The sequence below is a fragment of the Tardiphaga robiniae genome, from assembly GCF_001618955.1.
GTDB classification, from domain to species: Bacteria; Pseudomonadota; Alphaproteobacteria; order Rhizobiales; family Xanthobacteraceae; genus Tardiphaga; species Tardiphaga robiniae_A.
In genome coordinates this window covers 45,366-60,957 of sequence record NZ_LVYV01000011.1, presented here as the reverse complement: position 1 = coordinate 60,957, position 15,592 = coordinate 45,366, and the positions used below count along the sequence as shown (strand labels likewise).

The 15,592-nt window shown below is 61.5% G+C and carries 12 protein-coding genes; 8 read left to right on the top strand and 4 right to left on the bottom strand.

Going from position 1 to position 15,592, the window contains the following annotated elements; genetic code table 11:
* Positions 1–127 precede the first annotated feature (127 nt).
* Complete coding sequence (locus A4A58_RS13110; protein ID WP_068732667.1) at positions 128–1,381, bottom strand: acetyl-CoA C-acetyltransferase; 1,254 nt, start codon at positions 1,379–1,381, stop codon at positions 128–130.
* Between the two features lie 360 nt (positions 1,382–1,741).
* Between A4A58_RS13110 and A4A58_RS13105 the strand changes: the two genes are divergently transcribed.
* Complete coding sequence (locus tag A4A58_RS13105; RefSeq protein WP_244499759.1) at positions 1,742–2,656, top strand: 3'-5' exonuclease; 915 nt, start codon at positions 1,742–1,744, stop codon at positions 2,654–2,656.
* A 59-nt stretch (positions 2,657–2,715) separates the two neighbouring features.
* Here the strand turns inward: A4A58_RS13105 and A4A58_RS13100 are convergent, their stop codons facing one another.
* Positions 2,716–3,705 (bottom strand): Bug family tripartite tricarboxylate transporter substrate binding protein, encoded by a 990-nt coding sequence (locus tag A4A58_RS13100; protein WP_068732665.1) that lies wholly within the window; start codon positions 3,703–3,705, stop codon positions 2,716–2,718.
* Positions 3,706–3,927: 222 nt separating this feature from the next.
* Here A4A58_RS13100 and A4A58_RS13095 point away from each other — a divergent pair, with 222 nt between their 5' ends.
* Complete coding sequence (locus tag A4A58_RS13095) at positions 3,928–4,986, top strand: ketopantoate reductase family protein (RefSeq protein ID WP_068732662.1); 1,059 nt, start codon at positions 3,928–3,930, stop codon at positions 4,984–4,986.
* 82 nt (positions 4,987–5,068) lie between these two features.
* On the opposite strand, the gene greA is transcribed toward A4A58_RS13095, so the two are convergent.
* A complete protein-coding gene (gene greA / locus A4A58_RS13090; RefSeq protein WP_068732660.1) occupies positions 5,069–5,551 on the bottom strand; it encodes a transcription elongation factor GreA in 483 nt (160 codons plus the stop codon).
* Between the two features lie 340 nt (positions 5,552–5,891).
* On the opposite strand from greA, the gene A4A58_RS13085 reads away from it, so the two are divergent.
* Entirely contained in the window at positions 5,892–7,760 is a 1,869-nt protein-coding gene (locus tag A4A58_RS13085; RefSeq protein ID WP_068732658.1) for a dihydroxy-acid dehydratase domain-containing protein, read from the top strand.
* 159 nt (positions 7,761–7,919) lie between these two features.
* Here A4A58_RS13085 and A4A58_RS30305 read toward each other — a convergent pair whose 3' ends face one another.
* Positions 7,920–8,276, bottom strand: coding sequence for a hypothetical protein (locus A4A58_RS30305; protein WP_139069847.1), 357 nt, complete (start codon positions 8,274–8,276; stop codon positions 7,920–7,922).
* Positions 8,277–8,734: 458 nt separating this feature from the next.
* On the opposite strand from A4A58_RS30305, the gene A4A58_RS13075 reads away from it, so the two are divergent.
* From A4A58_RS13075 to hemA, 5 genes are all read left to right on the top strand, one after another.
* Positions 8,735–9,463, top strand: coding sequence for an outer membrane protein (locus tag A4A58_RS13075; protein ID WP_068732654.1), 729 nt, complete (start codon positions 8,735–8,737; stop codon positions 9,461–9,463).
* 188 nt (positions 9,464–9,651) lie between these two features.
* On the top strand, positions 9,652–11,796 hold the full coding sequence (locus tag A4A58_RS13070; protein ID WP_068732652.1) for a methyl-accepting chemotaxis protein: 2,145 nt from the start codon (positions 9,652–9,654) through the stop codon (positions 11,794–11,796).
* A 120-nt stretch (positions 11,797–11,916) separates the two neighbouring features.
* Positions 11,917–12,969 carry a biotin synthase BioB gene (bioB, locus tag A4A58_RS13065; RefSeq protein ID WP_068732651.1) on the top strand — a complete coding sequence of 351 codons (1,053 nt, stop codon included), beginning with the start codon at positions 11,917–11,919 and terminating at the stop codon, positions 12,967–12,969.
* Between the two features lie 87 nt (positions 12,970–13,056).
* Entirely contained in the window at positions 13,057–14,121 is a 1,065-nt protein-coding gene (locus A4A58_RS13060) for an MBL fold metallo-hydrolase (protein ID WP_068732649.1), read from the top strand.
* Positions 14,122–14,282: 161 nt separating this feature from the next.
* Positions 14,283–15,512, top strand: coding sequence for a 5-aminolevulinate synthase (gene hemA, locus A4A58_RS13055; RefSeq protein ID WP_068732646.1), 1,230 nt, complete (start codon positions 14,283–14,285; stop codon positions 15,510–15,512).
* The last annotated feature ends 80 nt before the right edge of the window (positions 15,513–15,592 follow it).

Here is a 15,592-nt window from a genome sequence, read left to right as displayed (position 1 = left end):
GGACTCACGGGTCGAGAAATTTCCGACCCGTGAGTCCGCGTCTGATGTGTCTGCAGTGATAGCCCCTCACCCGGCGCTGCGCGCCGACCTCTCCCCGCTAATGGCGGGGAGAGGTTAGTAAGCGCGCTTACACGCGCTCGATGATGATCGCCGGTGCCATGCCGCCGGCGGCGCACATGGTGACCAGGCCGCGCTTCAGGTTGCGGCGCTCGAGTTCGTCGAGAACCGTGCCGATCAGGATCGCGCCGGTGGCGCCGATCGGATGACCGAGCGCGATCGAGCCGCCATTGACGTTGACCTTGCTGCGATCGAGATCGAGATCGCGGATGAACTTCTCGGCGACCACGGCGAAGGCTTCATTGATCTCCCACAGATCGATGTCTTCCTTCTTGAGACCGGCCTTTGCCAGCACCTTCTTCGCAGCCGGCACCGGCGCATTCAGCATCAGGGTCGGATCGTCACCGATATTGGCCATGGCCACGATACGCGCGCGCAGCTTGAGGCCATGCTTGTCCGCATAGGACTTCGAGGTCAGCAGCAAGGCTGCGGCACCATCGACCACGCCCGATGAATTGCCGGCGTGGTGGAAATGCTCGATCTTGAGATCCGGATATTTCTGGTTGATCTGCTTGCGGAAGGTCATGCCGCTTTCATCCAGCGGATGATCGGCCATCGCAGCGAAAGCAGGCTTCAGACCGGCGAGACCTTCGGCAGTGGTTTCCGGACGTGGATATTCGTCCTTGGCGAGCACGATATTGCCCTCGTCATCCTTCACCGGGACGATGCTCTTGTCGAAACGGCCTTCCTTGATCGCGATGGCTGCGCGGCGCTGGCTTTCCAGGCCGAGCGCATCGAGCGCCTCGCGGCTGATGCCCTCCATCGAGGCAATCGCGTCGCCGCAGATGCCCTGATGCGACTGCGGATGCACCTTGGCGAGGCGCTTGTTGCCCGAGCCCATGCCGAGCGGCGGCTTGCCGGCGGCCATATCTTCGGCAGCCATCGCACCGGTCAGCGACATCATCTCGGTGCCGCCGGCGATGACGACGTCTTCCATGCCCGACATGATCTGGGCCGCCGCGAAGTTCACCGCAGTGATGCCACCGCCGCAGAAACGATCCAGCGTGGTGCCGGACGCCTTGATGTCATAGCCGGCATCGAGCGCGGCCATGCGGCCGAGATCGCCGCCCTGCTTGCCGCGCTGGGTCGAGGTCGACCAGATCACGTCGTCGACATCGGCGGTGTTGAGCTTGTTGCGCTCGGCAATCGCCTTGAGCACGGTCGCTGCCAGATGCTGAGGGTGCTGTTCGGCGAGCTTGCCCTTGCCCACTTTGCCGATGCCACGGGGCGTGCGGACTGCGTCGATAATATAGGCGTCGGCCATGATCTTCTCCCAAATCTGTTAAAGTGTTTTTCTGACCGCGAGATTGGTCAAGCGACCCGTGAAGTCAAGGTGCGCAAGCAGCATGTGCGCCCCGCGGAAAATCGCAGGTCGCGTTGCGACTCCTGAAAATAGCATCTGTTCTTCCACGCAATCAGGAGCTTTGCGCAGCTATTACGCAACCAATCTGGTCGGCGTGTGCTGGCGCCTCAGGGCACGACGCAGGCGGTTCACAACTGTGAAAGCGTTCGGCGCGCAACAGGACGCAGCTGTGTCTGTCGGCGACAGGCATATTGCTCCGATTCAGCGAAGCGCATAGTTATGGCTGAATCACGCTGCGCCTAAAGAACTGCCCGGAATCAGATGCTCCAAGACGATCTTAGCCTGCAGGATGATCCCGGCCTTGCCGCCATGGCGGACACGCTCGCCAGATCGACCGACTATCGCGTCCTCCGCCGGCTGATCCCGCGCACCGAATTCGCGCCGGCCAATGGCCAGCCGACGCGATCCGGAATCCTCCTCGACGTCGAGACCACCGGTCTCGATCAGGTGCGCGACGAAGTCATCGAGCTTGCCATGATCAAGTTCGACTATCTGCCGGATGGCAGCATCACGCGCGTTGCGGATGTCTTCACCGCGTTCAACGAGCCGTCGCGGCCGATCCCGCCGGAGATCACCGAGCTCACTGGCATCACGGATGAGATCGTTGCGGGTCACCGCATCGATCCCGATGCCGTCGCCGCCTTCGCCGAAGACGCCGTCATCGTCATCGCGCATAATGCGAGCTTCGATCGCAAGTTTTCCGAGCGCTATTGGCCGGTGTTCCAGCACAAGGCCTGGGGGTGCTCGGCCACGGAAGTCGACTGGCGCAAACACGGCTTCGACGGATCGCGCCTCGGCTATCTGCTCGCCGGCGCAGGCTTCTTTCACCAGGCCCACCGGGCGATCGACGACTGCCACGCGCTGCTGGAGATTCTCGCGTTCGAATTGCCCGATCTCGGTGCGCCAGCACTGGCGGTTCTCCTGGAACGCGCCCGCAAGAAAACGATGCGGGTCTGGGCAGAGCAGTCACCCTTCGATCTCAAGGATGAATTGAAACGGCGCGGCTATCGCTGGAGCGACGGCTCCGACGGCCGGCCGAAGTCCTGGTACATCGATGTCGAGGAAAGCAAAGAGTCGAGCGAAATCGAATTCCTGCGCAAGACGATCTACATGCGCGACGTCGAGCCTCGCGTGCAGGCGCTCAACGCGCTGAGCCGGTTTTCGGTACGAGCGTAATACAGCGCGCAGCGACGCTATGTTCACCTCTCCCCACCGGGGAGAGGTGAACAGGAGTACTACACCGGCTGCAAACCCAGCGCCTGTGCCGCCTCGATCCAGACCGGCAATTCCTTCTGATACAGCGCATTGGTCTCCTTGAAGCCGAGCGCCGGTTCGAGCACGAAGGTCTTGAGAACTTCCTTCACTTTCGGATCGGTGTTGGCGGCGACGAAGATTTGCGACAGCCGATCGACGATCGGCTGCGGCGTCGCCTTGGGCACAGCCCAGCCTGTGAAGCCACTCACCGTGAAGAACTTCGACGTCGCGCCTTGCTCGGGTAGCGTTTTGATGTTTGGAATCGCATCGACCTTCTTCGAATGCACGGCGAAGACAACACCGCGATCGCCTTGCAGTACGGTCTGCGCAGCGGTGTAGCTGCCCATCGCGAAATCGATCGAGCCTTCCGCCAGTCCCGTCCACATCGGGGCTTCGCCGCGATAATGGATCGGCTCGATCTTGAGGCCATACTGCTTGTTGAGTTCGTTGATCGTCATATGCGGGGCCGAGCCCACGCTATAGGTGCCGAAGTTCACCTTGTCGTTCTTGCGCGCGAAGGCGACGAAGTCCTCCAGCGTCTTGACGCCGGATTTCGGACTGGCGACCAGCGGCAATCCGGCGCCGGGAATGACGCTGACCAGCGTCAGATCCTTGTCCATGTCGTAGCCGGGCGTCTTGAGCATCACCCGGTTCATCACATAGGTGGTCGAGATGGAGCAGAGAATCGTGTGACCGTCTGGCTCGGCGCGCGCGACTTCCGCTGTGCCAATGGCGCCGGATGCGCCGGCCTTGTTTTCGATGACGACAGTCTGTCCGACCTGTTTGGAAATATATTCACCGAAGGCGCGCGCCAGCAGATCGGTCTGCCCGCCGGCCGGATAACTGCAGATCATGCGGATCTGCCGCGATGGCCACGCGGCTTGTGCGGATGTGCCGCGCGACACGAACGGCATGGCAACGGCTGCAGATCCGGCAGCCATGAAGTGACGACGATTGATGATCGCAGACATGTTTCCCTCCCTTGTTTTTATGACGGTACCCGATCGCTCCCTCATTCGCCACGACGATAGGCGGGACAGATTGGCGCATTGGAAAAGCAAATCGCTTCCAGCTCTGCACGTATCGGCTCACGCCATCTGGATCGCAGCGCGGCAGTGCAGTAGTGTCCGCGCCAACTAAAAAAGCCGGACCGTTCGGATCTGGCGCACACATCACGCGAGGGACGAAACACCATGGCGCGGAATATTCTGATTCTCGGAGCTTCCTACGGCTCGTTGCTGGCGACGAAGCTCTTGATGGCAGGTCATAACGTGACCCTCGTGTGCCGGAAGAAGACCGCCGAACTCATCAATCGCGATGGTACTGAAGTGCGCATCAAGCTGCGTGACGAGCCGACCCACCGCGCCATCTTCTCACGCGACCTGCCAGGCAAACTGGATGCGACCTCACCGGATCAGGTCGAGCTGTCGCGCTACGATCTGGTCGGTCTTGCGATGCAGGAGCCGCAATATACCAACCACACGATCCGCGTTCTGATGATCAAGATCGCCGCGGCGAAGCTGCCGTGCCTGTCGATCATGAACATGCCGCCGCTGCCCTATCTCAAGCGCATTCCGGGGCTGGCCGACATGAATCTCGAAGAGGCCTATACCAATGCGCAGGTGTGGGAACGCTTCGAGCCGGGACTGGTTACGCTGTGCTCGCCCGATCCGCAGGCCTTCCGACCGCCGGAAGAAGCCGCGAATGTGCTTCACGTCGGCCTGCCAACGAATTTCAAGGCATCGGCCTTTGCCGATCCGGCTCACAATAAACTGCTGCGCGAACTCGAAGCCGACATCGACGCTGTGAAACTCGACGGCCAGGACGTGCCGGTGAAGCTGAAAGTGTTCGACTCGCTGTTCGTGCCGCTGGCGAAGTGGTCGATGCTACTCACGGGCAACTATCGCTGCATCACGCCCGAGGAGCCGCAGTCGATCCGCGAGGCGGTACACGGCGACCTGAAAGTGTCGCAGTCGATCTACGAGCATGTCGATGCCGTGGCGCGGCGTCTCGGCGCCGATCCCGAGGATCAGGTCCCGTTCGCGAAATATGCCAAGGCGGCGGAGAGCCTGCTCAAGCCGTCATCGGCCGCCCGTGCCGTCGCGGCCGGCGCGCCGTTTATCGAGCGGGTCGATCTTCTGGTGAAGCTGATCTCGCATCAGCTCGGCATGACCAATGCAAATATCGACCGCACGGTCGAGGTGGTCGATCAGAAGCTCAATGAGCGGCTGGAGTCCAGCGCGGGAATCTGACGCGCTGGCGTGACGCTGCTGCGATTGAATATCGGCTTCGCGACTGACGTCAGACGCGAAGCCGCCGCCGCGACGGCGTCCTCTATTTGATTGATATGATCTCGAGCTCCTGAGGGCCTGCGCCGACGACGTCACCGACGGCCTTGCCCATCAGCGATTTCGCCACCGGCGAGACGAAGGAAATCGAACCGGCCTTGGGATCCGCTTCGTCCTCGCCCACGATCCGATAGGTCTGCACACGCCCGTCGTTGCGGCTGAAAGTCACCGTGCTCCCAAAGGCGACGGTATCCGTCGATGTCGGGGCCGGCATGAGCTGGGCCGTACGCACGCGTGCCGTAAAATAGCGCATGTCGCGCAAGGGAATAGCCGCCTGCCGCCGCCGCTCGTTCACGTCATCGATCAGGCTCGCAGCATCATGCGCTTCGCGCGCCTGCTGGAGCTGCGCCTCAAGTGCCTTCAAACCGGCTTCGGTCACAAGGTTCGGATGAGGCGAGATCGGGCGGTCGGGCAGCAGGGTTTCCGCAGCCGTTTCGGCACTTTCTTCCTTGGTGAAGGCAACGCTCAATCTCGAACTCCGTATCGACGCGATCCGCTGTGATGGCGCAGAAGGCGATTACCCGATTGGTTTGTCAAAACCATGCAGAAATAGCCTGATCGCGTAAATGGCACCTGGAATTTTGCTGCTTTGCGGCACCGGACGGCGACAAGGCAGCCCTGTTCCAGCGGAGGGGCAATCCGATTGTGTTTGCGATCTTCGGGGGTTATGCACTGGCTAGACCGATCCTAAATTGGATCGTGGACGGACCCTGCCCTGACCGCAGGGTCTGACATGCGCCAATGCCGAGCGCCGGCGACGGTGCATTCAAGCTTCGCAGATCAAGAACGCCGTCAGGAAGGAATTCGTCGTGTCCAAGTCGCCCGTCGTCACCATCGACAACCATCCCGGCCGCTCCGCGCAGACCATTGGCATGGCGCGTGTGCTCGGCACCGATGAAACGCTCATTCATGAGCCGTCGGTGGGCGTGGTCGGCACCAAGGGCGACAGCCAGTGCTATATGGGCGTGATGTCCAAGGTGGACGCGATCCAGGAGAGCCTGAAGAAGCGCATCGGTCGCGGCAAGGGTCAGCTCCCCTATCGCCTCGTGCAGCCGGAATACACCATTGCGACCTCGGACGGCATCCGCAACGGCACCCGCGAGATGCGCTATTCGCTGATCGGCCGCGAAGTGACCAACGATGCGCTCTCCGAGCATCTGAGCGCCACCGGCCTGCTCGGCACCATCGCCGTTGTCGCCTGCGACAAGCCGCCGGTCGGCACGCTGGCCGCGCTGCTCGAACACAACGAGCCGTCGATCATCATGTCGGACGGTTCGATCCATCCCGGCACCGATCCCGACAATGGCGAGAAGCTGGACATCGTCAGTGCCTATCAGGTCGCCGGCAGTCCGGATGAAAAGTATCGCCACCACATCGCCTGCCATGCCTGCCCGGGCATCGGGAGCTGCGGCGGCATCTTCACCTACAACACCATGCAGACCTTCATCGGCGTGGTCGGCATGCAGCCGCTGCACATGGTGGCGCCGCCATCTGACGATCCGCGCCGCCTGAAGGAATTCCCGGAGCAACTCGTCAGCTATCTCTCCAACATGATCGCCAAGGGCATCAAGCCGCGCGACATCGTCAGTCGTGACTCGATCCGCAACGCCGTCATCGTCGCGATGGCGATCGGCGGCTCGACGAACGTGACGCTGCATGCGCCGGAAATCGCGCGCGCCGCAGGCTTCGCCGACTTCTGGAAGGAAGTCATGACGCCGGCAGAGTTCAACTATCTGTCGCAATATCTTGTGCCGGTGCTCACCGACGCCCGCCCCTATGGCAAGTATTCGATGGTGGACATCGACAATGTCGGCGGCGTGCAGGTGATCGTGCGCGAACTGATGCAAGCCGGCCTGATCAATGGCGACGTCATGACCTGCACCGGCGAGACGCTGGCCGAGCAGATCAAGCGCCTCGAGACCAAGCCAGCCGACGGCAAGGTCGTCTACACCGTTGCCAAGCCCTACAAGCCGACCGGCGGGTTGCGCGTGCTCGGCGGCAACCTGTCATCGGAATTCTCCGCCATTCTCAAGCTCGCCGGCGTCGAAGGCGGCCTTGAGGACAATCTGTTCCGCGGCACTGCGCGCGTGTTCGAAGGCGAGCGCGGCCTGATCGCGGCGCTCGACAAGCATCCGGAGCGTTTCCAGAACCACGACGTGATCATCGTGCGTTACGATGGCCCGGTCGGCGCGCCCGGCATGCCCGAAATGCTCGACCCGACCTCGCGCATCACCACGCTGTGCCGCGAACGCAATATCGTGGTGGGATTGATGACCGATGCGCGCTTCTCCGGCGGATCGGTCGGTCTTGTCATCGGCCATGTCGGTCCGGAGGCCGCGCTGGGCGGTCCCATCGCATTGATCGAGGATGGTGACGAGATCATCGCGGATCTCAACGTCAACGAACTGAACTGCACGCAGCTCAAGAATCCCATGGTCTTCAAGCAGCGCAAGGCGGCCTGGGACAAGGTGGTCGCGGACAATGGCGGCATTCATCCGAATTGCGGTGACGCCGACACCCGCTTGCTGCACCGTGCGCGGCTCAGCGCCGTTCCTGCGACCCGCGGCGCCGGCCTGCACCCCAATCGCGAGGTTTGGGTGCGCAACCAGCGCGAAGCCACGCGCTCGGGCTTCGTGCCGAAAAATACGCATCGTCCGGAAGCCAACAAGGCGTTCTAGAGCTGCGGATTGGCGGTCAGGGCCGGGTCTGCTGCGAAGCTCCCGGCCCGAGCCATCTCCCTTGATCTTCCATCAGCTCTTCCCAAAGCGGATGGAGCATTTTTCTTTATAGGGCATGATCTTATCCGAAAACCGGTATCCACTTTTCGGGATGATGCTCTAACCCTCTCCCGCTTCGAGCATTTTGAGCGCCTCGCGGTTATCGGCGGCGCGCGCATCGTCGATGTAAGCGACGAGCAACCGGTTGATGGCGACCGAATCAAGCAGCCTGAATTCGCGGGGCCCGATCCAGCCATCGAAATAGCGGTCGATATAACCGATGGGGCTATCGCGCTCCTCCACCCAGTTTGGCCCGATCAGGCCTTGAGGGCGCAGTTCCCAGTAGCAGGAAATGAGGTGGCCGCCCTGGGCACCACCTTGGGCAGAGTGGCCAAGGATCCGCTGACCGTCGCGTGGTGCCTCACTCATCGGCCGAAGGAAGTGGCCGTATTCACGTAAAATCCGCTCAACCTGCATGCAACGCGATTCCATTCACGGAGGCGCCGACCGGCACCACGCAAACATTTAACGGATCGCGCGTTTTTTGTTTCCCATGACAGACCGGTCGGTGTCATCACGCAGCCGGCATTCGCACAGCGCTTTGAGACGTTCCAAATGTGATGCGGGAGGTTTCAGGCGATGCAGATAAAGCGCTGTAGTTTTGCCGATCACAATAAATCGATCTAGAGCAAAACCAAACTGCTGCGGGTTAGCGCGAGCAGGTACGCTGGTCCGCCAAACCTCTGTAAATTAAGGCATCTTTCCGCTTTTATTAAGGCGTCGATAAGCATGCCGTTGCGCCACTCCAGATCGTGTCGGGTTGTCGATTGCTGTGGCGAATGGGTGACAGCATTTTACGCAAAAGCTGTCTAAGTCCACGCCATAGACGGAGTGAACGCGCTCTCGCTCTAAAATGGTTTCTGGAGAAGAAAAAAATGAAGAACTTCCTGATGGGCACCGTTGCCCTGATCGCCCTGGGCGCCTCGGTTCCGGCAATGGCCGCTGACCTCGCTGCTCGCCCCTACACCAAGGCTCCGGCTTACGTTGCCGCCCCAATCTACAACTGGACCGGTTTCTACATCGGCGGTCACGTCGGCGGCGCCTTCAACGGCAGCAACGGCTTCGGCGGCACCTCCGACAATTCGGACGGTCGTTTCCTCGGCGGTCTGCAGATCGGCGCTGACTACCAGTTCGCTCCGAACTGGGTCGTTGGTATCGAAGGTCAGTACAGCTGGGTTGGTTCGAACAACACCAACGTCGCTTTCCTCACCACGCCAGGCGTCACCTACAACCTGAACCAGAAGGGCCTCGGCTCGGTCACCGGTCGCATCGGTTACACTTGGGGTCCGGCACTGCTCTACGTGAAGGGCGGCTACGCTTACTCCGACTACAGCGAATCGCTGGTCACGACCGCTGGTAGCGTTCCGGTTGCCTTCGCAGCTGGCACCAAGCATGACGGTTACACCGTCGGCGCCGGCCTCGAATACCTGTTCACCCAGAACTGGTCGGGCAAGGTTGAGTACCAGTACTACGACTTCGGCAAGACCACCTTCACGACCCCGGTCGCGCTGGCTGGCGTGTCGTCCCGCAACGACGAGCACACCGTCAAGGCTGGCCTGAACTACCGCTTCAACTGGGGTGGCCCGGTTGTTGCGAAGTACTGAGCTTCGCGCCTGATTTCAGGCTCGTAACTACGGAAAGGCCGGCGGAAACGCCGGTCTTTTTGTTTTACCCTTTGGTAACCTCGCAAGCCCCGCGACAGCCAAAGGTTGCCGATTTACCCGAATATTAACCCGGTACCGACATACTCTCTGCGCGATCCGTCACCAGTACGACGGACGTTGGGGGAATCATGGCACTGACGTCATTCATCGGAAAATTCGGACGGTTTCGTTTCTCACGGCCCCGTTGGGGCATTCGCGGCAGCCTGTTCGCCGCCTTTGCTGTTATCGCGGGCATGGCGATCCTGATCAGTGCCGGTGCCGGCATGATTCTCGGTCAGCTCGGCGGCATGATGACGGACCTGAACGGCCGGGACATTCCGAAACTGACCGCCAGCCTTCAACTGGCCACCGCCAGCGAGAGCCTTGCCAGCCAGGGCCCGATGCTGCTGGCATCAAGCAGCCCCGACGTTCTGAAGGAACGCTCGCAGCGCATGCGGGATACGCACAAGATTGCAGTCGAGAAGCTCGACACCATCGCCAAGCTCGGCGCCGACAAGGCCGTGGTCGCGGCTCTGGCCGATACCGTCAAGAACATCGAAGACACGATTCGCAGCCTTGGCGCTGCCACCCAGGAACGTCTCGACGCCGTCGCCCAGCATCAGAAGCAATACGACTCCCTGCGCACCGCTGCAGCAAACTTCGTCAAGATGTCGGAACCAGCCGCCACCGACGCCCAGAACGTGATGAACGACACGCTGCGGGCAACAGTATTCTCGGCCGAAGATTCGGGCGAAGCCGCGCGCGTCATCGTGCAGGTCGGCGAAGTCGTCGCCAGCACCAACCTGATCTCGTCCGATCTGATGGCCGCACTGTCGGCCGGCTCGTCCGAAGCGCTCTCTCCGATCGAAGACAACTTCAAGGCCGCCCAGACCCGCGTCAAATCGAATCTCGATGCTCTCGTCGGCATCAAGGGAACCAAAGAACTCAAAGAAGCCGCCTTGCAGCTGCTGGCGATCGGCGACGGCAAGAACAGCGTCTTCAAGGTGCGCCAGAAAGAGATGGACACTGTCGAATATGGCGAACTCATCCTCGACGAGACGCGCAAGCTCAATGTCGGCCTCGGTATGAGCGTCAAGCAACTGGTCGACAAGGTGCGCAGCGAAACCGACGCCGCCACGACACAGGCGCAGACGACAATCACGCTGGCGACGCAGGTGATGCTCGGCCTCGGCGCGCTGACGCTGATCGGATCGGCGTTGTTCGTCTGGCTCTATGTCGGCCGCAGCATTCTGCGCCGCCTCGCGCAATTGCAGCGCGCGATGCAGCGGCTGTCCAGCGGCGATCTCGACACCGAGATCGCCCGCAGCCGCCAGCAGGACGAAATCGCGGCGATGGCGGGCACGCTCGAAGTGTTCCGCGACAGCATGATCAACGCCCGCACGCTCAGCGCGGAGCAGGATCAGGACCGCATTGCCAAGGGCGAACGCACGTCGCGCATCGAAGCTCGCATCGTCGACTTCGAGAGCAAGGTGCGCAATGCTTTGGAGAAACTGCAGAGCTCGGCCGATTCCATGCAATCGACCGCGCAGAGCATGTCAGCCACTGCCGATCGCTCCAGCGCGCTGGTCAGCGCCGTCGCATCGGCCGCAGAGGAAACCTCGGTAAACGTCCAGACGGTGTCGGCCGGGACCGAGCAGCTGTCGTCATCGATCAACGAGATCAGCCGACAGGTCGTCACGTCGACCGAAATCGCCGCAAAGGCCGTCAACGAGGCCGGCGAAACCGATGCAACGATGCAGGGCTTGGCCGACAACGCCAATCGCATCAGTGTGGTGATCGATCTGATCCAGACTATCGCGTCGCAGACCAACCTCCTGGCGCTCAACGCGACCATCGAGGCAGCGCGCGCTGGCGATGCCGGCCGCGGCTTCGCCGTCGTGGCATCGGAAGTGAAGAGCCTTGCCGATCAGACCGCAAAAGCCACCGACGAGATTCGCACGCAGATCGTCTCGATGCAGCAGGTCACTTCCACCGCCGTCGGAGCGATCCGCAACATCGGGCAGACCATCGCCGAGATCAATCATGTGAGTGCTGCCATCGCCACCGCCGTCGAACAGCAAGGTGCGGCAACACGCGAGATCGCGCGCAACATCCAGCACGCCGCCGGCGGCACCAGCGAAGTGTCGAGCAACATTGTCGGCGTCAGCGATGCATCGACGCAGGCCGGCACGGCTGCCAACGACGTACTCGGCGCCTCGGGCGAACTGCGCCGCGAGGCCGACGTTCTTCGCGGTGAAATCGACGAATTCCTGACCAGCATCCGCGCGGCATAGGAGCGGCGATCCAGCGCATGGCTGCACCCGGCCAGCGTCATTGCTCCAACCCTCAAAATCATGGACTGCTTTCACAGCAGCCCGTGATCGGTGGCTGCGCAGAATGTAAGGATCGCGTGAATGCCCCCAACTCCCTCTGCATGGACATCGACCGAACTGCGCCACGACTGGCAACGTCATGAAGCCCAAGCACTGTATGACTTGCCGTTTGCGGACCTGATTTTCCAGGCGCAGAGCACCCACCGCAGCAATTTCGATCCGAATCACGTCGAGACTGCGAGCCTGCTCAGCATCAAGACCGGCGGCTGCGCGGAAGACTGCGGTTATTGCTCGCAAAGCGCCCACTACAACACCGACGTCAAGGCGACCAAGCTGATGGATCGCGACGCCGTGGTTGCCACGGCGCAGCGCGCCAAGGATGCCGGTGCGAGCCGCTTCTGCATGGCCGCGGCCTGGCGCAATCCCAAGGACAAAGATCTCGACCGCGTATGCGACATGGTCAGCGCGGTGAAGGATCTCGGCCTCGAAACCTGCGCGACGCTGGGCATGCTCACGGAAGATCAGGCCAAACGCCTGCAGGACGCCGGTCTCGACTTCTACAATCACAATGTCGATACCTCGCCGGAATTCTACGGCAAGATCATCACCACGCGCACGATGGAAGATCGCATCGAGACATTGGCGCGGGCGCGCCATGCCGGCCTCAAGGTCTGCTGCGGCGGTATCATCGGCATGGGCGAGCAGGTCGAGGATCGCCTGGGCATGCTGATGCTGCTGGCCAACCTGCCGCATCATCCGGACAGCGTGCCGATCAATATGTGGAACGAAGTGAAGGGCGTGCCGGTCAACGACACCGCCGAACGCCCGGATCCGATCGCGCTGGTCCGCATGATTGCGGTGGCGCGTATCATGATGCCGAAGAGCGTGGTGCGGCTTTCCGCCGGACGGCAATATATGACCGATGAATTGCAGGCACTGTGCTTCGTCGCCGGCGCCAATTCCATCTTCATCGGTGACGTGCTGCTGACCACGAAAAACCCCCAGACCGACCGCGACGCCAACCTGCTGGACCGGCTCGGTATGACCTCACGGCTCGACGACGTGAGCGGAAAGAGCACGCCGGCTCTGCCGGTTACCGCTTCAGCACAGGCCGATATGCGCGCCAGCGCATAAACCCATGCCCTGCGCCAGCCGAATTTGTGCTGGCGCAGGGGTCCTTGGCCCGCTAAGCCGGATGAAAAGGACATTGTGACAGAACCGATGCATTCGAAAACAGACGCCAGCACAAAGCCAGCCGATGACCTCCGCTATCCCTGGGAGAACCATCCCGGTACCGATCAGGTGGTCGAAATCGCCCCGGGCGTTCTCTGGATCCGGCTCGACCTGCCGTTTCGTCTCAACCATGTGAACATCTATCTGCTCGCCGACGGCGACGGCTGGGCCATGGTGGATACCGGCATCGGCAATGACGCCACCATCGCTGCATGGACGAAACTGTTCGAAGGTCCGCTAAAGGGCAAACCGATCAGCAAGGTGATTGTCACCCACGCGCATCCCGATCATGTCGGCCAGGCCGGCTGGATGGTGCAGCGGTTCAACTGCCCCTTCTATATGTCGCAAGTCGAATATCTGCAGGGCGTCTATCACCAGCACCGCCGCACCGAAGAGCGCATCGTCAATATGCGGCAGTTCTTCCATCGCCACGGCATGGATGCAGATATCACCGAGCAATTGCTCGGCCGCGGCCAAGAGTATCTGAAGAAGACGGTGCCGCTACCGGCGGCCTATCGCCGGTTGTCCGATGGCGACGATCTCGTGATCGGCACACGCACCTTCCGCGTGCTCTCCGGCGCCGGCCATTCGCCGGATCAGGTGATGCTGTATTGCGAAGCCGACAAACTGTTCCTGTCGGCCGATCAGGTGCTGAGCAAGATCTCGCCGAATGTGAGCGTCTGGGCGCACGAGCCCGACGAGAATTCGCTCGGCTCCTATCTGCATTCGCTGAAGCGTCTCGCTGATACGCTGCCCGACGATGTGCTCGTGCTGCCCGGTCATGGCGTGCCGTTTCACGGCCTCAAGATCCGCATCAAGCAGCTCGCAGACCATCACGAAGAGCGCTGCCAGATGATTGCCGCCGCATGCAAGGATGCCGGCAAGACATCCGCCCAACTGGTGCCGGTGGTGTTTCACAAGCACAAGCTCGACGCCCACCAGACCGGATTTGCCGCCGGCGAATTGATCGCCCACGTCAATCACATGCTGGCGCAGAAGCGGCTGACCTCGACAATGGGCGCCGATGGCATGCTGCGGTTCAAATCGACGTAACCTGCAGCGCAACAAAATTCGTGAATAACCTCAGGCTCTTGATGCACATCAAAAGCCGCGGCACTTGGTCAAATTGACCAATTGCGCCTCGACAGCCAAGCTGGAAAAGCTCTAAAACGCACCTGACGCTGGGTTCGGGTTTCGTTTTTGGGTCTTTTGCGATGGATTACAGCAAGTTCTTCAGTGACGCGCTCAATCGTTTGCATGACGAGCGCCGCTATCGTGTCTTCGCCGATCTCGAGCGCATTGCCGGTCGGTTCCCGCATGCGGTCTGGCACACGCCGAATGGTCCGCGCAATGTCGTGATCTGGTGCTCCAACGATTACCTCGGCATGGGCCAGCACCCGAAAGTGGTTGGCGCCATGGTCGAGACTGCGACCCGCGTCGGCACCGGGGCCGGTGGCACCCGCAATATTGCAGGCACGCATCATCCGCTGGTCCAGCTCGAGGAAGAACTGGCTGACCTCCACGGCAAGCAGGCCGCCCTGCTGTTCACCTCGGGCTACGTGTCGAACCAGACCGGCATTTCGACGCTCGCCAAGCTGATGCCGAATTGCCTGATCCTGTCCGATGCGCTCAATCATAACTCGATGATCGAAGGCATCCGGCAGGCGGGCTGCGACCGCGTCGTGTTCCGCCATAACGATGTCGCGCATCTCGAAGAACTGCTGAAGGCCACCGACCCCGCGCGGCCGAAGCTGATCGCCTGCGAGAGCCTGTACTCGATGGATGGCGACGTCGCGCCACTGGCTGCGATCTGCGATCTCGCCGAACGCTATGGCGCCATGACCTATGTCGACGAAGTCCATGCCGTCGGCATGTATGGCCCGCGCGGCGGCGGCATCGCCGAGCGCGACGGTGTGATGCATCGCATCGACGTGCTCGAAGGCACGCTGGCCAAGGCCTATGGCTGCCTCGGTGGCTATATCGCAGCAAACAAGGACATTGTAGACGCCGTGCGCTCCTATGCGCCGGGCTTTATCTTCACCACCGCGCTGCCGCCGGCGATCTGCTCGGCCGCGACCGCTGCGATCAAACACCTGAAGAGCTCGAGCTGGGAACGCGAACGCCATCAGGACCGCGCTGCGCGGGTCAAGGCGATCCTCACCGCGGCCGGAATTCCGGTGATGTCCACCGACACCCATATCGTGCCGGTGTTCGTTGGCGATGCCGAACTCTGCAAGAAGGCCTGCGATCTGCTGCTTGAAGAGCATGGTATTTACATCCAGCCGATCAACTACCCGACCGTCGCCAAGGGCGCCGAGCGCCTCCGCATCACGCCGTCGCCCTATCACGACGATGTGCTGATCGATCACCTCGCAGAATCGCTGCTGCAGGTGTGGGATGAACTCGGCCTGCCACTGCGCACCAAGGCGCTGGCGGCGGAGTAAAACTGCAAATAGCTAGAATACCGTCATGCCCGGGCTTGTCCCGGGCATCCATTTTTTCGGGTTCGTGTGCAAGAGAAGCT

What these genes read in the sequence shown, in the direction of transcription:
- A4A58_RS13075 (WP_068732654.1), top strand. Translation starts at nt 8,735, where the DNA reads ATGAAGAACTTCCTGATGGGCACCGTTGCCCTGATCGCCCTGGGCGCC.
- A4A58_RS13095 (WP_068732662.1), top strand. Translation starts at nt 3,928, where the DNA reads ATGGCGCGGAATATTCTGATTCTCGGAGCTTCCTACGGCTCGTTGCTG.
- A4A58_RS13100 (WP_068732665.1), bottom strand. Translation starts at nt 3,705, where the DNA reads ATGTCTGCGATCATCAATCGTCGTCACTTCATGGCTGCCGGATCTGCA.
- A4A58_RS13105 (WP_244499759.1), top strand. Translation starts at nt 1,742, where the DNA reads ATGCTCCAAGACGATCTTAGCCTGCAGGATGATCCCGGCCTTGCCGCC.
- hemA (WP_068732646.1), top strand. Translation starts at nt 14,283, where the DNA reads ATGGATTACAGCAAGTTCTTCAGTGACGCGCTCAATCGTTTGCATGAC.
- bioB (WP_068732651.1), top strand. Translation starts at nt 11,917, where the DNA reads ATGCCCCCAACTCCCTCTGCATGGACATCGACCGAACTGCGCCACGAC.
- A4A58_RS30305 (WP_139069847.1), bottom strand. Translation starts at nt 8,276, where the DNA reads ATGCAGGTTGAGCGGATTTTACGTGAATACGGCCACTTCCTTCGGCCG.
- A4A58_RS13070 (WP_068732652.1), top strand. Translation starts at nt 9,652, where the DNA reads ATGGCACTGACGTCATTCATCGGAAAATTCGGACGGTTTCGTTTCTCA.
- A4A58_RS13060 (WP_068732649.1), top strand. Translation starts at nt 13,057, where the DNA reads ATGCATTCGAAAACAGACGCCAGCACAAAGCCAGCCGATGACCTCCGC.
- A4A58_RS13110 (WP_068732667.1), bottom strand. Translation starts at nt 1,381, where the DNA reads ATGGCCGACGCCTATATTATCGACGCAGTCCGCACGCCCCGTGGCATC.